The sequence below is a fragment of the Longimicrobium sp. genome (assembly GCF_035474595.1).
Lineage (GTDB): Bacteria > Gemmatimonadota > Gemmatimonadetes > Longimicrobiales > Longimicrobiaceae > Longimicrobium.
The window spans coordinates 23,446-42,474 of record NZ_DATIND010000022.1 but is presented as its reverse complement, the minus strand read 5'-3'; the positions used below and the strand labels follow the sequence as shown (position 1 = coordinate 42,474).

General features: G+C 71.3%; 16 protein-coding genes. 8 read left to right on the top strand and 8 right to left on the bottom strand.

The genetic code is table 11. The features are described 5' to 3' along the window. The first annotated feature begins 141 nt into the window (after nt 1-141). On the top strand, nt 142-1,881 hold the full coding sequence (locus tag VLK66_RS03470) for a hypothetical protein (RefSeq protein ID WP_325307956.1): 1,740 nt from the start codon (nt 142-144) through the stop codon (nt 1,879-1,881). A gap of 124 nt (nt 1,882-2,005) precedes the next feature. Here VLK66_RS03470 and VLK66_RS03465 read toward each other — a convergent pair whose 3' ends face one another. Continuing rightward, complete coding sequence (locus VLK66_RS03465) at nt 2,006-2,233, bottom strand: hypothetical protein (RefSeq protein WP_325307954.1); 228 nt, start codon at nt 2,231-2,233, stop codon at nt 2,006-2,008. A 115-nt stretch (nt 2,234-2,348) separates the two neighbouring features. Between VLK66_RS03465 and VLK66_RS03460 the strand changes: the two genes are divergently transcribed. From VLK66_RS03460 to VLK66_RS03450, 3 genes are all read left to right on the top strand, one after another. Further along, entirely contained in the window at nt 2,349-2,987 is a 639-nt protein-coding gene (locus VLK66_RS03460; RefSeq protein ID WP_325307953.1) for a DsbA family oxidoreductase, read from the top strand. A gap of 304 nt (nt 2,988-3,291) precedes the next feature. Further along, nucleotides 3,292-4,635, top strand: a complete 1,344-nt coding sequence (locus tag VLK66_RS03455) for a cytochrome ubiquinol oxidase subunit I (RefSeq protein ID WP_325307952.1) — start codon at nt 3,292-3,294, stop codon at nt 4,633-4,635. Further along, nucleotides 4,625-5,638 carry a cytochrome d ubiquinol oxidase subunit II gene (locus VLK66_RS03450; RefSeq protein ID WP_325307951.1) on the top strand — a complete coding sequence of 338 codons (1,014 nt, stop codon included), beginning with the start codon at nt 4,625-4,627 and terminating at the stop codon, nt 5,636-5,638. Before VLK66_RS03455 ends, VLK66_RS03450 begins: the two co-directional genes overlap by 11 nt. Nucleotides 5,639-5,951: 313 nt before the next feature. Here the strand turns inward: VLK66_RS03450 and VLK66_RS03445 are convergent, their stop codons facing one another. The 6 genes from VLK66_RS03445 to VLK66_RS03420 form a co-directional block, all read right to left on the bottom strand. Next, the gene (locus VLK66_RS03445; RefSeq protein ID WP_325307950.1) at nt 5,952-6,911 is read right to left on the bottom strand and encodes a serine hydrolase; all 960 of its coding nucleotides are present in this window, start codon (nt 6,909-6,911) and stop codon (nt 5,952-5,954) included. A gap of 236 nt (nt 6,912-7,147) precedes the next feature. Further along, the gene (gene arsS, locus VLK66_RS03440) at nt 7,148-8,203 is read right to left on the bottom strand and encodes an arsenosugar biosynthesis radical SAM (seleno)protein ArsS (RefSeq protein ID WP_325307948.1); all 1,056 of its coding nucleotides are present in this window, start codon (nt 8,201-8,203) and stop codon (nt 7,148-7,150) included. A 391-nt stretch (nt 8,204-8,594) separates the two neighbouring features. After that, nucleotides 8,595-8,930, bottom strand: coding sequence for an arsenosugar biosynthesis-associated peroxidase-like protein (locus VLK66_RS03435; RefSeq protein ID WP_325307945.1), 336 nt, complete (start codon nt 8,928-8,930; stop codon nt 8,595-8,597). A gap of 141 nt (nt 8,931-9,071) precedes the next feature. Continuing rightward, on the bottom strand, nt 9,072-9,875 hold the full coding sequence (locus VLK66_RS03430) for a DUF1499 domain-containing protein (RefSeq protein ID WP_325307943.1): 804 nt from the start codon (nt 9,873-9,875) through the stop codon (nt 9,072-9,074). Continuing rightward, on the bottom strand, nt 9,872-10,624 hold the full coding sequence (locus tag VLK66_RS03425; RefSeq protein ID WP_325307940.1) for a TVP38/TMEM64 family protein: 753 nt from the start codon (nt 10,622-10,624) through the stop codon (nt 9,872-9,874). Before VLK66_RS03425 ends, VLK66_RS03430 begins: the two co-directional genes overlap by 4 nt. Further along, the gene (locus VLK66_RS03420; protein ID WP_325307938.1) at nt 10,621-12,804 is read right to left on the bottom strand and encodes a methyl-accepting chemotaxis protein; all 2,184 of its coding nucleotides are present in this window, start codon (nt 12,802-12,804) and stop codon (nt 10,621-10,623) included. The genes VLK66_RS03425 and VLK66_RS03420 overlap by 4 nt, the downstream gene beginning before the upstream one ends. 176 nt (nt 12,805-12,980) lie before the next feature. Here VLK66_RS03420 and VLK66_RS03415 point away from each other — a divergent pair, with 176 nt between their 5' ends. The 3 genes from VLK66_RS03415 to VLK66_RS03405 all read left to right on the top strand — a co-directional run bounded on the left by VLK66_RS03415 (nt 12,981) and on the right by VLK66_RS03405 (nt 15,806). Then, the gene (locus tag VLK66_RS03415; RefSeq protein ID WP_325307937.1) at nt 12,981-13,496 is read left to right on the top strand and encodes a molybdenum cofactor biosynthesis protein B; all 516 of its coding nucleotides are present in this window, start codon (nt 12,981-12,983) and stop codon (nt 13,494-13,496) included. A gap of 562 nt (nt 13,497-14,058) precedes the next feature. Next, nucleotides 14,059-14,910: a L,D-transpeptidase gene (locus VLK66_RS03410; RefSeq protein WP_325307936.1), complete on the top strand. Its 852-nt coding sequence runs from the start codon at nt 14,059-14,061 to the stop codon at nt 14,908-14,910. A 350-nt stretch (nt 14,911-15,260) separates the two neighbouring features. Continuing rightward, nucleotides 15,261-15,806, top strand: coding sequence for a C40 family peptidase (locus VLK66_RS03405; RefSeq protein ID WP_325307935.1), 546 nt, complete (start codon nt 15,261-15,263; stop codon nt 15,804-15,806). A 391-nt stretch (nt 15,807-16,197) separates the two neighbouring features. On the opposite strand, the gene VLK66_RS03400 is transcribed toward VLK66_RS03405, so the two are convergent. Beyond that, nucleotides 16,198-17,559: a CapA family protein gene (locus tag VLK66_RS03400; protein WP_325307934.1), complete on the bottom strand. Its 1,362-nt coding sequence runs from the start codon at nt 17,557-17,559 to the stop codon at nt 16,198-16,200. Between the two features lie 228 nt (nt 17,560-17,787). Here VLK66_RS03400 and VLK66_RS03395 point away from each other — a divergent pair, with 228 nt between their 5' ends. After that, the gene (locus VLK66_RS03395; protein WP_325307932.1) at nt 17,788-18,972 is read left to right on the top strand and encodes a hypothetical protein; all 1,185 of its coding nucleotides are present in this window, start codon (nt 17,788-17,790) and stop codon (nt 18,970-18,972) included. Nucleotides 18,973-19,029 lie beyond the last annotated feature (57 nt).

Below are 19,029 nucleotides of genomic sequence, written 5' to 3'. Positions count from 1 at the left end.
GTATGTCCCACACCCTCGCATCCGTCACACCGAACGGTTGACTCGCAAGGGGGTGAGTGCTAGAAATCCAGCATCGTGCTGGAAATCCAACACACCTCCCGATCGCCTCCCGTCGAATCTCCTCGCATCCGACCCGGTGACATGAAGCTGAAGCCGACCTTCTCCATCTCCCTCATTTCCCTGCTCCTGGCGGGGACGGCGGGCGCGCAGACGTATGACCCCGCGAAGGGCGAGTCTCCGCTCACGCTGCTGTCGGTGCCGGCGGACGGGGTGGCGTACTTCCAGGCCAAGACGCGGGCGCGGGAGCTGTTCAACGCGCAGAAGTGGGCCGAGGCCGAGCCGCTGCTCCTTCGGCTCGCCCGCGACTATCCGCGCGATCCCGAGAACTGGTACCTGCTGGGGTTCGCGCAGCGGAACCTTCACCACGACGCCGAGGCCGCGGTGTCGTTCGAGCGGGCGGGGCCGCTGATCGGGTGGGACCTGCAGCACTGGAACGGCTACCGGATGGCCGCCGCCAGGCTGGCCGCAGGCGACCGCCGCGGGGCGCTGGACGCGCTGCGATGGATGATCGAGGAGCGGCACGGGTTCCTGCGCGGGTCGCTGTACGACGATTCGCGCTTCGCGGCGCTGAAGGGCGACCCGGAGTTCCTGCGCCTCATCGGCCGCCCCGACGTCACCGGCTGGTCGCGCGACGAGGGATGGGTGCGCGACATCGAGATGCTGTACGGCGAGACCAAGCGCGTGAACCCGGACTACCGCGACGTCCCCTTCCCCGCCGAGCTCACGCGCCGCTACGAGCAGCTGAAGCGCGACGTCCCCCGGCTCTCCGACGAGGAGATCTTCATGGGGATGAACCGCATGCTGGCCGTGCTGCACCAGGGCCACGTGGACCTCTGGTCGGAGCGGAACAACCACTATCTCCCCATCCGCCTCTACGCCTTTCCCGAGGGGCTGTTCATCATCGAGGCCGACTCGGCGTACCGCTCGCTGGAGGGCGCGCGCGTCGTCGCGTTCGGGTCCATGCCGGCGGACACGGCGCTGCGGCGGATGAGCGAGGGCGTGAGCGTCGACGGCGACATGCAGTACCTGTGGGGCGTGTCGAACCTCGCGGAGACCATGTGGCTGAAGGGGATCGGCGCCACGCAGCGGACCGACTCGGTGCGGCTGACCGTGCAGATGCCGGGAGGGCCGACGCGGACGGTGACGCTGCCGACCCGCGACAGCGCGCGCGCCGGGCGGCAGGACCGGCTGGTGGCGCCGCCGGGGGTCGCCGCGCCGCTCTTCCTGAGCCACATGGACAAGGTGTTCTGGCACCAGCCCGTCCCCGGGCACGACGCGCTGTTCGTGCAGATCAACAACCTGAAGGACGCGCCGGACGAGACGATCGCGCAGTATGGCCGCCGCTTGTGGGGCGTGGTGGACACGACGCACGCGAAGAACCTGATCGTCGACATCCGCCACAACAACGGGGGGACGACGCAGCTGTACCCCGAGCTGCTGCGGACGCTGGTGGCGTACAGCCGCGTGCCGGGGCGGCAGGTGTGGGTGCTGATGGGGCGGCGCACGTACTCGGCCGCGGGGAACTTCGTCACCGACCTGGAGCGGTTGACATCGCCGTTCTTCGTGGGCGAGGCGAGCAGCGAGTGCTGCAACCTGTACGGCGATCCGATCAACGTCACGCTTCCCTACAGCGGCGTGCAGGCCGAGCTGACGGCGGTGCGGTGGCAGCTCAGCGCCCCCGGCGACCGCCGCCGCGAGATCAGCCCCGAGGTGCCGGTGCAGCTCACCGCGCGCGCCTACTTCGCCGGCCAGGACCCCGCTCTGGACGCCATCTACCGCCTCATCGAGCTGCGGAAGACGGCGGCTCCAACCGCGCCGTAGCCTGGGTCCGGCAAGCAGAGCGAGGCCCGGCATCGTGCGTGGATGCCGGGCCTCGCTCGTCGCCGGGTGCGCGCCAGCATCGGCCTAACGCATGCGCGCCCTCAGCTTCAGAATGACGATGCAGTCAAGTCTTCCGTGGGAGAGCGAGCGCTTCTTCCTCGGTCACCGTGATGCCGCGTTCGTCGAGGATACGGAGCATTTCCGCGCGGGCGGCGCGGAAGCGGCGAAGGAAGACGTCATGCTCGATCAGGTGGCGGATCCAGTCTTCGGACGAGACTCCATCCGCAGCCGCAGCCGCCTCGATCTGTTCATGCAGATCAAGGGTGATCTCGATCGTGATTCGCGTGTTCATCGACCCTCCTTTCGTCATCTCCAATCTAAATCAAAAACGAGCGTCCGTCCGGGTTTCGGGGCAGCGTGGCCGGGTTCGTGCTGGATTGCGCGACCGGACAGCCAGGGGAGCGGAGATGATCATCGACCTGTTCGCGGACATCGCGTGTCCGTGGTGCTGGATCGGGGAGCGGCGGCTGAAGCGGGCGCTGGAGGCGCGCGGGGTCGAGGCCACGGTGCGGTGGCGGCCGTACATGCTGCAGCGCAACCTGCCGCCCGAGGGGATCGCCTGGAGCGAGCTGGTGGAGAAGAAGTTCGGCGGATGGGAGCGCGCCCGGCCGATGTTCGCGCACGTCGCGAACGCGGGCGCGCCCGAGGGGCTGCGCTACGACTTCGAATCCATCCAGCGCGCCCCCAACACCCGTGACGCGCACCGCGTAGTGCTGCTGGCACAGGAGCACGGCCGCGTGTGGGAGGTGGCCGACGCGCTCTTCTCCGCCTACTTCGCCGAGGGGCGCGACATCAACGACCCCGAGGTGCTGGTGGACGTGGCCTCGCGCGCGGGGCTGGACGCGGAGCTCGTGCGCGAGATGCTGGCGTCCGGCCGCTTCGCCGGCGACGTGGACGCCACGCAGGAGGTGGCCGACACCTCCGGCGTGAACGGCGTGCCGCTGGCCGTCTTCGAGGGAAAGTTCGGCGTTTCCGGCGCGCAGCCGCTGGAGGTGTTCAACCTGGCCATCGACCGCGCGCTCGGCGGAACGGCGGAAGCGGCCTGATCTCCATCTCCCGACCCCATCTCCAGTCTCAACGGCACTCTCGCGCGAGGGTGCCGTTTTCCTTGGCGGATGGGGAAACCGAATTTCACACGGAGACACTGAGGCCCATGTGTCTTTCTCGGTGACTCCGTGTCTCCGTGCTTTTGTGTGATCCAGGTTTTTCCTTCCAACCCGATCCCCATCCCCTGAAGTTCAGCGTGCGCCGGACCGCCGCGTGGGTAGATTGCCCTACACCGCGTCCTCCGCTTCTGGATGAGATTGGCGGCCACGGCGCAGGTCCCGGAGGTTCACGCGGGCGAGGGAGATGGCGATGGAGACGCTGGCGGCGGCACGGGCGCAGATGGAGGTCTCGCTCGCGTTCCACATGGTCTTCGCGGCGCTGGGGATCGGGATGCCGGCGCTGATGGCGGCCTCCGAGGCGCTCTGGCTGCGCACCGGCCGCGCCGAGTACCGCGACCTGGCGCGCAAGTGGGCCAAGGCGACGGCGCTCACCTTCGCCATCGGCGCGGTGTCGGGGACGGCGCTGTCGTTCGAGCTGGGGCTGCTGTGGCCGCGCTTCATGGCGATGGCGGGCGGCATCGTGGGCCCCGCCTTCGCGCTGGAGGGCTACGCCTTCTTCCTCGAGGCCATCTTCCTGGGCCTCTACCTCTACGGCTGGGACCGCCTTTCCCCCCGCGCGCACCTGTGGACGGGCGTGGGCGTGGGCGTGAGCGGGATGATCTCCGGCATCCTCGTGGTCGCGGCGAACGCGTGGATGCAGGAGCCGGCGGGCGCGCGCTTCGTGGCGGGGCAGGCCGTGGACGTGCACGCGCTGGCGCCGTTCCTGAGCCCCGCGTGGCCGCAGATGGCGCTGCACTCCACGCTCAGCTGCTACATCGCCACCGGCTTCGCGGCCGCGGGGGTGTACGCGCTGGGGATGCTGCGCGGGCGGCGCGACGCCTACCACCGCGCGGGGCTCACGCTGGCGCTGGCGCTCGGCACCGCCGCCGCGCTCCTGCAGCCGCTGAGCGGCGACATCAGCGCGAAGCACATTGCCCGCAGCCAGCCCGCCAAGCTCGCCGCCGCCGAGGCGCACTTCGAGACGCAGCGCGGCGCGCCCATCATCGTCGGCGGGGTGCCGGACGCGGAGGCGCGGACGGTCCGCGGCGCGATCAGGATCCCCAGGCTCCTCAGCTTCCTGGCGACGGAGCGGTTCGACGGGGAGGTGAAGGGGCTGAACGACTTCCCGCGCGAGCAGTGGCCGAACGTGCTGGTCACCCACACCGCGTTCGACGTGATGGTGGGGAGCGCGTTCGCGATGATCGGGCTGGGGATCTGGTTCTGGTTCGTTCGATGGCGGAAGTGCGAGCCGGGGCGCTGGCTGCTGCGCGCGCTGGTCGCTGGATCGCCGCTGGGGATCGTGGCGCTGGAGGCGGGATGGATCGTCACCGAGGTCGGCCGCCAGCCGTGGATCGTCCGCGGGGTGATGCTGACGCGCGACGGGGTGACGCCGGTGGGCGGCGTGGCGGCGACCTTCTTCGGCTTCTCGCTCCTCTACCTGGTGCTGGGGACGGCGCTGGCGCTCCTGCTGAGGAGATTGGCGACCGGCGCGCCGCTCGCCTTCGCGACGAAGCCGGCGGCGGACGCGGAGGTGGCGCATGCCCGCTGACCTGGCGGCGGGGCTCGCCCTCGTGGCGCTGATCGCCTACGCGGTGCTGGCGGGCGCGGACTTCGGCGGGGGCATATGGGACGCGCTGGCGCGCGCGCCGCGCCGCGACGAGCAGCGCGACGCCATCGCCCACGCCATGGGCCCGGTGTGGGAGGCCAACCACGTGTGGCTGATCTTCGTGGTCGTCCTCCTCTTCTCCTGCTTTCCCGCGGCATACGCGGCGCTCTCCATCGCCCTCTTCGCCCCGTTCCACCTGGTGCTGCTGGGAATCATCCTGCGCGGCGCGGCGTTCGTGTTCCGCGCGTACTCGCCGCAGAGCATTCGCAGGCCCGGGCGGCCGGGGCGCGCGGCGCGGCGGTGGGGAGCGGTGTTCGGCGCGGCCAGCGTCATCACCCCCGTGCTGCTGGGGATGTGCCTGGGCGCGGTCAGCGCCGGCAACCTGCGCGTGGCCGGGGGGCAGGTGGAGATCGAGGGCGTGGCGCCGTGGCTGCGGCCGCTGTCGCTGGCGATGGGCGGCTTCGCGCTGGCGGTGTGCGCGTACCTGGCCGCCGTGTACCTGGCGAACGAGACGGCGGGCGCGCTGCGCGAGGACTTCCGCCGCCGCGCGCTGGCCGCCGGGACCGCGGTGGTGGCGATGAGCGCGCTGATGCTGCCGCTGCTGGCCGTCGAGGCGCCGCACCTGTGGCACGGGCTGCTGAGCGCGCGCGCCGCGCCGGTGCTGGCCGTCGGCGTGGCCGCCGCGCTGCTGAGCGGATGGGCGCTCTGGCGCCGCCGCCCGCGCCTCGCCCGCGCGGCGACGATCGCGCAGACGGCCTGTCTCCTGGCGGGATGGGGGATCGCGCAGCACCCGTTCATCATCTACCCGGACGTGACGGTGCACGGCGCGGCGGCACACGAGGCCACGCTGCGCTTCGTGCTGTGGTCCACGCCGTTCGGGATGGCGCTGCTGCTGCCGGCGCTGTGGTGGCTGTTCCGGGTGTTCAAGGGCCCGGTGACGGGGTAACGGAAGTGCGGAAGTGCGGAAGTGCGGAAGTGCGGAAGTGCGGGACGGCTCAGGTGCGTCGCCGCGGCATCCGCGCCGCCCTCTCCCCGCGCCTTAGAGCGCTCGCCCTCTCCCGTTCCGGGCGAGGGGGGCTGTCCAGCATCGGCACGACCTGCAAACTCCGCTCACACTAATACTTTCGTGTGCCGGTGATGCGGGAAAGCTACCTCTCCCGGTACGGGAGAGGTGGACGGCCTAGGCCGGCCGGAGAGGGCGCGATGCCGCGGCCGCGCACCAGCACCTGTCCCCACGCACGCACTCACGCACTTCCGCACTATCTCCCCGGCGGATCCGGCATGCGCACCGACGGATTGTAGTGTCGGAACACCGTCAGCCCGATGCGCGCGAGGAGGAGGTTGGCGGGGTTGTCGGGGGCGTACGAGGTGTCGCGGTTCTCGCGCGTCATGGCGCAGACGACGACTGGCGCATCGGGCCCGTACAGGATGCCGCAGTCGTTGCGCGACTGGTCCACCTCGCCGGTCTTGTGGGCCACGGGGATGGTGTCGGGGAGCCAGCGGGCCAGCTTGGTGGCGTCCTGGTTGCCGCGCAGCATCTCCACCGCCGCCGAGTCCAGCGCGGGCGACACCGCGCGGCCGCGGTACAGCAGCTCGAACAGGCGCGCGGTCTCGTTCGGCGTGGTCACACCCAGCCCGTACTTCACCGACGAGTCCACCGCGATGGAGGTGGAGCGCAAAAAGGTCTTGGAGTGGATGCGGGTGTGGTGCAGCGACAGCGAGTCCATCTTGTCCCACACCGTCTTCACGTTGAGCTTGTCGAGCAGCAGGTTCGTCGCGGTGTTGTCGGAGATGGTGATCATCAGCCACGCCAGGTCGCCCAGCGTGGGCTGCAGCCCCGACTGCACGTACTGCAGCACGCCCGAGCCGCCCACCCGGTCGCGCGCGATCATCGCCGTGCGCTCCTCCAGCCGCAGGTTGCCGCGCCTCACCTCGTCCATCAGCGTCACCAGCACCGCCACCTTGATCAGCGACGCCGTCGGGAACGTCTCGTCACCACGGATGGAGAGGTGCTCGCCCGTCGCCAGGTTCAGCACGCTCACGCCGGCCACGCCCGGGTAGCCGCGCATCACCTCCTCCAGCGCGCGGCGAAGCTGCGTCGTGTCCGCGGGCGCGGCGCCGGCGCGGGGGGTGGCCGCGCGCGCGGGAACGGTGGCGCACGCAATCGTCATCGCCAGCGGCAGCAGCACGGCGGCGATCAGGCGCGTGGTTCGGAGCATGATCGTTGGGGATCGGGGGAGATGCGGAGCGGGGGAGACGCGGAGAGTATGGCGCGCGGAATCAATCGTGTCTACCACCCACGAGGCCGTCGTTGCGTGATGCCGATCGTGCGTCCGATGCCGGGTCGCCACCGGATCAGCCTCGCGCAGTTTGCGAGGCTTCCCGTGGTTGTTGCTGCGGCTTCAGCCGCCGGTGAGGGAGCCGGAGTCCGCACCGAAGCCGGCATCCACCCCGATCACACCGTGGCGCCGCCGCAGCTGGAGCCGGCGCCGGCGGTGCAGCCGAAGCAGTGCGGGCCGAGCACGATCTCGCGGCGGTTCAGCGCATCGGCGTCGAAGTCGAACACCGTGCGCGGAGCGCGCGGGTGCACCGGCATCTCCAGCATCTGGTTGAAGTCGCAGTCGTAGAGCGTGCCGTCCCAGCCCACGGAGAGCGTGTTGCGGCACATCACCCCCGCGGCGGCGGCGGGGTTGAAGGCGGTGGCGAGCCGCTCCATGTACTCGCCGAGCTGGCCGGACTCTTCCAGGAACTGCAGGAACCGGGAGATGGGCATGTTGGTGATGGTGTACAGCGCGTTGAACTCCACGCCGTACAGCCGCAGCATCTGCCGCTTCCACTCCGCCTCGAGCGCCTTCTGGTTCCCCGGCAGGAAGGTGCCCACGGGGTTGGTGACCAGGTCCAGCACCAGCCCCGTCCCCGGCTTCCCGTACCCCAGCGCGTTCAGCCGCCGCAGCGCGGTGACCGACTCCTCGAACACGCCGTCGCCGCGCTGGGTGTCGGTGTTCTTCTGGCGGTAGTGCGGGAGCGACGCCACCACGTGCACCCCGTGCTCGGCGAAGAACGCGGGGAGATACGCGTAGTTGGGAAGCAGGGTGATGGTGAGGTTGCAGCGGTCCATCACGTGCTTGCCCGCGGCGCGCGCGCGGACCACGATCTCGCGCCAGCGGCGGTGCAGCTCCGGCGCCCCGCCGGTGATGTCGACGGTGGGGATGTCGGTGCTCTCGATGATCTCCAGGCAGCGGTCCACCACCGCGTCGGGCATCATCTCCGTGCGGTCCGGGCCGGCGTCCACGTGGCAGTGGCGGCAGGTCTGGTTGCACTTGCGGCCCACGTTCAGCTGCAGGATCTCGATCCCCGTCGCCCGCAGCGGCAGCATCTCCGCGCCCGCCAGCGCGTCGCCGAACCCGCACACGGGCACGCGCGCCAGCATCGCCCGCTGCTCGGCCGCGGAGGCGAGCGGGAGATGGCGTTTGTGGAGCGTCGGGAGGACGCGGTGGGCGGTTAGCGACATAGTGCTGAGTGCTGAGTGCTGAGTGCTGAGTGCTGAGTGCTGAGTGCTGAGTGCTGAGTGCTGAGTGCTGAGTGCTGAGTGCTGAGTGCTAAGTCCTAAGTCCTAAGTCCTGACCTGACGTCGTGCGTGGCCGCCGCATCGCGCCCTCTCCGGCCGCCCGAGGGCGTCCACCTCTCCCGTACCGGGAGAGGTAGCTCCCGCGCCATCATCGCGGACCCCGCGCCGCTGCCGCTCCCCGCACCGATGAAGTCCGCGCAGGCGGACTGCGTGCCGTTGTAGCCGCGACTTCTTCAGTCGCATTTTCGCACGGTCAGGTCCGGAATCCCGTGCTTTTCCACTCAGCACTCAGCACTCAGCACTTAGGACTTAGGACTTAGGACTTTCCCCTCTCCTACATCCCCAATCCCTCCGCCCGGTTCCGCATCTGGATGCCGTGGACAAGCGACGCGCCGCCGCGGATGGCCGCCGCTACGTGCACCGCCTCGGTCATCTGCTCGGTGTCGGCGCCCTTCTGCAGGCAGTCGGAGCTGTACGCGTCGATGCAGTACGGGCACTGCACCGCGTGCGCCACCGCCAGCGCGATCAGGCTCTTCTCCCGCTCCGTCAGCGCGCCCTCGGCGAAGACCGCGTTGTACCAGGCGAAGAACTTCTCCGCCAGCTCCGGCGCGTCCCTCCCGATCTCCCCGAACCGCGGCAAATCCCGCGCGTTGTAATAGTGCTCGTGCATCACACTCTGTGGTTGATCGTCAATGTCGATGGTAGGAGTTAGTGCGTGAGTGCGGAAGTGCGTCCACATGCGCGGATCGTGGATCACGCCGGAGCCAACGCACTTCCGCACTTCCGCACTTCCGCACTCCCGCACTTCCGTTCACGCCGTATCCGCCACCTCGCGCCGATTGTTCTGTTTGAGACGGGCGATGTACGCGCGGATGCGCTCGGCGTTCTTGCCCACGTCGCTGCGGCCTACGCGGCTGACCGAGCGGATGTCCACGCGCGAGATGCCCGAGGCGGGCTTCACGCGGATGGAGACGTCGTCCTTGAAGCCGAACCACCGCGTCTCGTCCACCGCCTCGATGCGGCGGCCGGCGGGGTCGTTCACCACGATCTCCCACCCCATGTCGCGCGCGGTACGCATCGCCGCGCGGTAGGCCTGGTCGGGGTTCATCGCCAGCATCACCGGCTGGATGTCGGGATACGCCTTCCGCTGCTGCGCGGCGACCGAATCTCCCTCGTACATCCAGTTGTTCAGCTTGCCGCCGCTGGTGTCGCGCAGCATCCGCGAGTAGGTGAGATCCGGCGGGTTGGTGAAGTCGGTGGTGATGTCGTGGATGGGCGGCACCCCCATCGCGTGCCGCCGGAAGCTCCACGGGAAGTACCACGCCGCCAGCCCCAGGAGCAGCGCGATCGCCGCCATCACCAGCGCGCCCCGCCCCGGCCCGCGCCGCACCACCAGCATGGCCGCGATGGCCACGACCACGGCGAAGATGCCGAGGTACGCGCCATACTTGAACATGGTGCGCAGGCCGGTGACGAAGTCCCACCACCCCAGCCGCGAGCCGGGGCCGGCCAGCACCACCATCAGGAAGCCCGCCGCTCCCAGCACCAGCGCCAGGATGGCCAGGGTGCGCCCCAGGGTGCCGGGCGCGGGGCGGGCGGCAAGGTCGTCGGTCATGGTGTGGCTCCGGAGTGTCGGTTGCGGATCTTCTTCCAGGCGATGGGGACCAGCGCGCTCACCCCGAGCAGCGCCAGCGCCAGCAGCGTCTGCCGGTCGAACAGGTCGCCGGTGCTCTCGATGGTGGCCAGGCGCGCGCCCAGGTTGCAGAACACGAAGCTGCCGGGGATGATGCCCACGGCGGTGGCGGCCACGTAGGTGCGCGTGGTCACCGGGGTGAAGGCCGGCACCAGGTTCACCAGCCAGAAGGGGAAGAGGGGAACCATGCGCAGGAAGAGCAGATACCCGAACGCATCTTCCTCGAACCCCCGCGCGATGCGCTGCATCCGCGGCCCCATCCGCCGCCGCGCCGCGTCCGCGAACAGGTAGCGTGCGGCCAGGAACGCCAGCGTGGCGCCCACCGTCGCCGCCCCCACCACCATCGCCGTCCCCACCCATCTCCCGAACAGCAGCCCGAGCGCGAGCGAGAACACCACCGCGTCGGGAATGCTGAGCGCCGTCAGCACCACGTACGCCACCATCGCCCCCACCAGCACCGCGGCGTAGTGGCGGTGGGTGAAGTCCAGCAGCCGCGCGCGGTTGGCCTTCAGCGCGCCCAGGCGCAGGTACTCGTGCCCGCCCAGCAGGAAGAACGCGGCGACGATGGCGATGATCGTGGCAACGAGCAAGAGCTTCTTCCACCGCCCGCCGCCCGGGGGTGCCGCCGCGGGACCGTCCGCGTCCGTCTCGACCGCCGCGGGGACGCTCACGCCGGCGCGCCGGGACGGATCGCCCGGAAGCGCAGCACGCCCGCCGCGTCCTCCCCCGGCGGCGGCGGAGGCGGAGGCGAAGATGCGTCGCGCTGGGGGACGTCGGCCTTCAGCAGCTCGAACATCTTCCCGCCCAGCGTCGACAGCTCCTTCACGCTCGCGGCCACGCTCTCCAGTGACGCCAGCTGCTGCTCGGTGGCCGCCGCGGTCTCCTCGGCCGCCGCGGCGTTCTGCTCGCTGATGTCGGTGGCGCGGGTGACGGCGTCCGCGATGGTCTCGTTCTGCTCCGTGGCGCCCGCCGTGAGCGACGCGACCTCGGCGATCTCCGCGCGCAGACGGGCCACCTGGGTGATGCTCTCGCGCAGCGCCACGGCGGCGCGGTCGGCGCCCTCCGCGCCCTCCACGATGTCGGCGCGCGTGCCGGTCACGTCGTCGGCCACGCGGCCGATCTGCGCCAGCACCTGCTCCACCAGCACGCCGATGCGCTCGGCGCTCCCGGCGCTCGTCTCCGCCAGCTTGCGCACCTCGTCGGCGACGACCGCGAAGCCGCGGCCGTGCTCGCCCGCGCGCGCCGCCTCGATGGCCGCGTTCAGCGCGAGCAGGTTGGTCTGCTCGGCCACCTCGCGGATGGCGTCGGAGATGGAGCCGATCTCGCCGCCGCGCTCGCGCAGCGAGACGACCTCGCCGGCCACGAGGGAGAGGCGGCGCGCGCCGTCCTTCACCCGCTCCACCAGCATCTCCACGTCGGCGCCGGCCTGCTCCGAGCGCTCCAGCGTCTCGCCGCCGAAGCGGTCGGCGCTCGACAGCCGCGTCGCGATCTCCTTGCTGGCGGCGCGCAGCCCGGCGATGGCGCCCGCGATGCGGCGGAAGTCCTCCGTCTGCCGCGTCGATCCCATGCTGACTTCCTGCACCGCGGCGGTCACGCTCTCGCCCGTCACCCGCAGCTCGGCGGCGACCTGATCGACTTCACGCGCCAGCGCCGTCAGCTCCTCGGCGGCCACACGCACGCGGTCGTCCACGCGGCGCAGGTGCAGGGCCAGGGCGAGCTGCGGCTCCACCATCCCCAGGTAGCTGCGGTGTCCCTCCTCGAACCCCTCGCCGAAGCCGCGCTCCATCCACAGCGCCGCCTCCACCGCGCCCCGGTAGCGGAGCGGGTAGACGAGGACCGACGCATCCGTCTCCGCCATCTCCCCGCGCAGCACGCGCTCCACCGCCCGCGCATCGCCCGCCCCCGCGTCGCCGCCCATCTGCACGGGCAGCCCGGCATCGTCCAGCACCCAGACGGAAGCCGAGGCCAGGTCGAAGTCGTGGTGCAGCGCCTCGGTGGCCCTGCGCGCGACCTCGTCCACGTTTCCCGAGCGCAGCAGCTCCAGCGACACCTCCTGCGCCCGCGCCCGCAGCCGCCCCTCGTCGAACAGGTTGTAGCGCACGATGGCGTACGCGAAGCCCAGCGGCAGCAGCACCCAGAAGAGCGCGTCCACCGCCAGTCCCGGCAGCGCCTGCGCGGCCAGCGCCGCGTGCACGCCGGGAACGTTGTGCAGCCACCCGGGCCCCAGCCCCACCGCGACCGACGCCGCCGCCCACCCCAGCTGCCTGCGGACGCGGGGAACGCGGGTGCCCAGGATTCCGTAGACGAGGAGCGGGATCGATCCCCAGAAGGCGACCAGGTCCAGCCCGTGCTTGCGCACCCCCACGTCCAGGAAGCGCGCGACCGGCTCGGCCCCCGCGAACGCCGCGGCGACGGAGACCAGCGCCAGCAGCAGCGCCGCCGCGTACACCCCGGCGAACGCGCGCAGCCAGCGGTCCACCGCGCGCGGGAACGCCAGCGCGGCGGCGAAGTGGATGAGCGAGACGCCGTTCAGGAAGGCGCCCAGCGCGTAAACCGCGTACCACCCGGCCGGCTGCGGCCCCGCCGCGTTCCAGCGCGCGACCTCCGGCAGCAGGAGCGCCCACGACGCGGCGTGGATCAGGAACGCCGGCCCGGCCGCGGTGCCGCTGGAGCGCTGGTACGCCCACCAGCCGACCAGCAGGTAGACGTAGGCGACGGCGGCGAACGACAGCACGGACAGCGCCTCGCCGCTCCCCGTGCTGCCGAACAGCGCGGTGACGGTGGAGACGACGAGCGCGAGCAGCGAGAGACCGGCGAGCGCCCTTGCGGCGGCGCGGAAGAACGGCTTCATTCGCGGGCTCCGGTTCCGCCGCGCGCGGGAGGATGCGGCGCGGCGGGGGGATCGTTCGGGTGTGGGGCTTGATGCCGGAATGTAGCGCGGCGGCGGGGCCGCGCAAAGCAGGCCGTGGTGATACGCATCCCCCCGCGCCGCCGGATTCGCGAACCGCATCAAGGGAGAAGGTGGAGATGACGAGCGCCAGCAGCGAGCGCCACCACCGCGCGGCCGGGGGACGCGGCCCGGTCCCCATCGCCGTGGTGACCGTCAGCGACTCGCGCACGGAGGAGACGGACACGAACGGGCGCTGGCTCCGCGACGCCATCGCCGCCGCGGGTCATTCCGTTGACAGCTACCGGGTGATCCGCGACGAGCCGGAACTGGTCTCCGCGGCGCTGGAGGAGATGGCGGGCGGCGGGGCGCGCGTGATCGTGTTCAACGGCGGCACCGGAATCGCCCCGCGCGACACCACGTACGACGTGCTGTCGCGGATGATCGAGAAACCGCTCCCCGGCTTCGGCGAGCTCTTCCGCATGCTCAGCTGGGAGCAGGTCGGCGCCGCCGCGATGCTTTCCCGCGCGACGGCAGGCGTCTACCGCGGCCGCGTGGTCTTCTCCCTCCCCGGCTCCCCCGCCGCCGTCCAGCTCGCCTGGGAAAAGCTCATCGCGCCGGAGATCGGGCACGTGGCGTGGCTGGTGGACGGATAGTGCGGGAGTGCGGGAGTGCGGGAGTGCGGGAGTGCGGGAGTGCGGGAGTGCGGGAGTGCGGGAGTGCGAGGGATCGGCGAGCCGCGCGACTGGTGCAGAACGGGCTCGGTGCCCGCTGCGGAGCCCTCCCCGCGCGGCTTAGACCGCATGCCCCCCCCGATAACGGGAGGGAGTAACTTCGAAAGCGGCGCTCGGGCAGCGGCGCACTCGTAGGACGTCTGCGTGATGCCATGCCCAATGAAGCATCCTCTCGGCTCCGAAAGCTTCTCTCGCGATGAGCCGGGGGAGAGGGCCGCGGGGCCAGGAGACGCAACCACCGCTCGTCTCGCCACCGGTTTTCTTCTCCCCCGACTCATCCCCCTTTGAAACTCCCTGCGTCCCGCCGCCGTTGAAAAACATCGCCGCGATGCAACGATGTCCGGTGCCGCGGGTACGTGCATCTACCGTGAACGTTTGTGGCGATACAGATTTACGGTGGTGCACGATTCTGGCAGGTGACGGGCGACGGCCCCCGGAGACGCCGGGGGAGAACGCGGCAACCGCAGTAAACCCGATGCATCCCATGCGACACACCCGCTGGGCCCTCGCGGCCCTCCTCGCGCTGGCGGCCGCGCCGCTGGCCGCGCAGGAACGGCTCGCCGCGCGCGCCGACACCGGCGGCACCACGGCCTCGGCCGAGGAAGCGCCGCGCGGCCTGGTCACGCGCGAAGAGCTGATCGTGGACCGGCTGCGCAAGCTGGGCATCCCCAACCCGGACCCGGCGCCCCGCAAGCCCAAGGACCACGCCGACAGCGTGGAGTGGCTCCGCCACCGCCGCGCCGCCAACGCCATCCCCGGCCGCAAGATCGTGGTCTCCATCTACGACCGGCACCTGTGGCTGATCGACGGGCAGGACACCCTCCTCTCCACCCAGGTGGGCGTGGGGATGGGGAGCGTGACCACGGCCCGCGGGCGCGTGTACGACTTCAACACGCCGCGCGGCCTGCGCCGCGTGCTGCTGAAGGAAGAGGAGCCGATGTGGAACCCGCCCGACTGGCACTACTACTCGCTGGGCCAGCGCGTGCGGCAGTTCCCCGAGGGCGGCCTCACGCTCGAGGACGGCCGCCGTGTGGTGCGCCGCGGCGCGTGGATCGGCTACCTGCAGGACGGCGAGTTCACGCCCATCCCGCGCGACGAGTCGCTGTTCTTCGGGGGGATTCTGTACATCCCGCCCTTCGGCACCGAGAACCGCAAGATCCCCGAGGTGCTGGGCCACTTCAAGCTCGACACCGGCGGCGGGATCATGATCCACGGCACCGACGACCCGCTGGCCATCGGCTTCCCCGCCACGCACGGCTGCATCCGCGTGGCCGACGAGCCGCTGGAAGAGCTCTACAACGAGGTCGCGGTCGGCACCCCGGTCTACATCTACTGACCGGCGCCTGCCGATCGGACCCAAGGCCCCGCGCCCAACCGGCGCGGGGTCTTTTTCCGTCGTGGAGATGGCGATCTCCCCACCGCCCCACCCGAAGAGACGATTAGGATGCACTCCCGGCGCATTCCGTATCAGGTTGCGTAGCAGCGACTTGCAAAACACGCACGGCGCGGGGTGAACCGAAGGGTTTGACGGAGGATGGGGCGCGGGGTAGGTTGCGACCCACTCAAGCACAACGTGCTCGTTCCGTATCGGCGCGCCGCGGCCGTCTTCCCCTCGTGCGGGGAGATGCCACCCGGACCCCTGGTTCACCAGCGCCGATCCGTTGTCACCCCCGATCTCACAGCGCCTTGACCAAGCCCCGCGGAACCGTATTGCGCGCGCTCGTCTGCGCCGGGATGCTCATGCTCCCCGCCACGATCGCCGCGCAGGAAGGCAACCGGCCGGCCGCCCCGCGCGCCGCAGCCCGGCGCGACTCGGTGGTCCAGCTCGCCCGGCAGCAGATCGGGCGCCGCTACATCTTCGGCGGCACCAGCCCCAACGGCTTCGACTGCAGCGGCTTCCTGAAGTACCTGATGCGCGCGATGGGGTACGACCTGCCGCACAGCGCCGCCGCGCAGGCGCAGGTGGGGCGCGAGGTGCCGCGCGACCCGTCGCAGCTGCGCCCGGGCGACATCCTGACCTTCGGGCGCGGCGGGCGGGTGACGCACGTGGGCGTGTACGTGGGCAACGGCCGCTTCATCCACGCCAGCACCGGCGCCGGCCGCATCGTGGAGACCAACCTGGACCGCCCCGCGTCGCACCTGGTGCGCGCCTGGTACGGCGTCCGCCGCCTCCTCACCGACGACGACAGCGCCGCCGCGGTGGCGGCCAACACCGGCAGCAATCGCCGGTAGATTCCGTCGCGACGGCAAATCGGAAGGGCCCGCGTCTCGATCGAGGCGCGGGCCCTTCTGTCGTTCAGATCTTCCATCGGTCGTTCAAAGCTTTCATCACCGAGTTTCGATGCGGGTCCGCGTCGCCCCGGAACCCTCCCCCCCCGCGGCTGGGGCCGCGTACCCCCTCCCGATAACGGGAGGGGGTAACTTCGAGCGCGGCGCGCAGGGTGGGGAGCACTCGTCGGGCTTTCGTGTGATGCGGGGCCCAAGCGAAGCATCGCAGTGGCTCCGACGGCTGCCGCGCGAGGAGTGCTCCCCCCTTCTCCTGCTGTCGGGAGAAGGGGGCCGGGGGGGATGAGGGCCTTGGCGCGCAGCGCCCCCCGCTGTCCTCCGGCGTGCCCGAACTCTGCTACTGCTGCCTGCGTCGCCGCGGCCCCGTCACCGCGGGCGCGCCTCCGGCGTCGGCGGCGCCGGGGGGCAGCAGCGAGCCGTCCATGGCCACGCGCCCCGCGCTCGCCGGGAAGTCCTGCGCGCTCAGCGCATCCACCAGCGCCGCGGCGGTGCCGGCCGCGTCGGGGCGGACCAGGCCGGGCGGCACCTGGCGCGTGGAGCGCAGCTCGGCCGCCGCCACGCCGCCCTCCGGCTGCAGGTCCGCGCAGGCGATGGCGCCGCGGTTCATCGGCTCGGAGAGCGTGAACGGGCCGTACGTCAGCAGGTTGCCGAGCGAGTAGAAGATGAGGCCGCCGCGGTACCACTCCGCCGCGCGCATCACGTGCGGGCCGTGGCCGAAGACCACGCTCGCGCCCGCGTCGATCGCCGCGTGCGCGAAGGCGACCGAGTTGCCGCGATCCTCGCCCAGGAAGATCTCCGTGGCGTTGTACGTGTGCTGCGCGCCCCGCCCCTCGGCGCCGATGTGCACGCTCACCACCACGTACCGGTAGCGCGCCGCCGCCCGCGCCACGTGCCGCCGCACCGCCGCCAGGTTGCGCGGGTCCGGCCCCGTCCACGGGCTGAAGCCCAGGAACGCGACCGTGTCTCCCCGCATCGTCACCACCGCCGTCGCCAGCGTGTCGGCGCCGGTGACGGCACCGCCCGCGGCGCGCAGGTGGCGCATGGTCGCGTACCAGCCGCTCTCGCCCGCGTCGCGCGCGTGGTTGTTGGCCACGTTGCCCACGAACGGCGCGTCGCCCGCCACGCGCCGCAGCGCCCCCGCCGCGGCCACGGGAGAGCGGAAGGCGAAGCAGGTATTGGAGTTCGGCGCGCACTTCCGCCGCGCGGGCGGCCCCTCGCCGATGGCGCTCTCCACGTTCAGCATCACCGCGTCGGCGTCGTCCAGCAGCGGCCGCAGCGGCGCGAGCATCGAATCCGGATCGGGGAACGCCGCCACCCGCCGCCCCGCCCGCGCCGACGCGGTGGACACCCACGTGGTGTCGAGGTTCGTCCCCAGCGTCACGTCGCCGCCGGCGCAGACGCGGGGGCCGCGCCGCGCGGTGTCCGCCGCCGCCACGCGCGCCTGCCGCCGCGGCCGCCCGGCGCGGGGCTGCGTGTTGCCGCGCCGCGCCGAATCCCCCGCCACCCGGCCGCGCCGGCGCGGGGAGGCATCCGAGTCCGCCCCCGCCGCGCGCCGCACGATCATCGTGTCGCCGCCGACGATGAGCGTGTCCGCGCGCAAGGTGTCGGCCGGCGGCTGGCGCGGGACGGTGTCCTGCGCGTACGAGGGTGCCGCGATCGCGGCGGCGGCCGCGAGCAGGAGAAGGAGGCGTGTCTTCACGGGCGGGGACGGGGAGAGTGGGAACCGGGCGCCGGGAGCGTCGCCGGACAAGATAACACGGAACGCGGGCGCGGCGTATCTTCTTTATTGTCCCCACGATGGCGAAATGCAGGCAAATCATGGGGTTGAGGAACAAAAGTATTCACATGCGGCCCCAAATGCGCTAGACTGTTGGCTCCAGCCGACCTCCATCTCTCCCGCTCCTCCCTCGCATCCCCCCGGATCGCCATGGCAGCCCATTCCTCCGCGAAGATCGCGGACATGCACGAGCAGGTCATGCACGAGTGCGCCTCGATGGCGCGTTACGCGCTCGCATCCGGGATGAAGCTCTCGCCGTCGCTGATGAGCGACCTGGAGAAGATCCGCCGGAACGCCTCGCCCGGACCCGCGGAGATGGCCGCGCTGGTGCGGATCCACTCGCAGCTGGTCGTGCTCGTGGCCCCCGCCACGCCCCGCGCGCTCCTGGTGCTGGGCGACGAGGACCACGCCTCCACGCGGTTCGCCTGGCTGGGGCACGTGGGAGTGGTGCGGCGGATGATGCTCGTGGCGGCCGTGTCCGTCGCGCTGTTCCTGGGGGTCAGCATCACCAAGGAGCTCAGCGACCCCACGATCAGCCTGCTGGCAGCCGCGGGGTGGCAGGCGGTCGCGGTCGAGGTGTGGTGGGTTTCGGCCGCGGCGATGGGCGCCTCGTTCGCCATGCTCATGCAGGTGAGCGACTACATCGTGAAGCGCACCTACGACCCGAAGCACGAGCCGGGCTACTGGATCCGCTTCCTGCTCGGGATCATGGCGGGGCTGATCCTGGCCGCGCTCATCCCGGTGCCGAAGGACAGCACGTTCGCGGAGCTGGGCAAGCCCACGCTGGCCATGCTGGGCGGGTTCTCGGCCTCCGCCGTCTACCGCATCCTGATGCGCATGGTGGACACGGTGGAATCGCTGTTCCGTCCCAGCGCGAAAGACGAGATCGCGCAGCGCGAGCGAGCGGCGCAGGTCCGCGCCAACGAGGAGAACAGCCAGAGCCGGGTCGCCCTCGCCGGCCAGATCGTGCGGCTGCAGCAGCGGCTCTCGACCGGCGCGGGAGCGGCGGACATCACCAGCGAGCTGCAGACGATCCTGAACGGGCTGGTGCCGCAGGCCGCGCCCGCCGACGCTGATGCGCCGCCCGCGACCACCATCGCCGTCGGCAACATCCCCATCGTCGGCGCACCCGGGTCGCCAGATGATGCCCAGGCTCCGGCAACCGCGTCATCGGAAGATGAAAACGCGCCGGCGGCGAATGACTCCGGCGCAACCGTGACGGTGTCGGCAACGACGGGAGATGGAGATGCATCCGCGGCGGAAGGCGACGGCGCAACCGTGACGGCATCGGCATCGGCAACGACGGGAGATGGAGATGCGCCCGCGGCCGGCTGACGCCGATCGATAACGATTCGATGAACGACGGGGCGGAGACGCGATTCGCATCTCCGC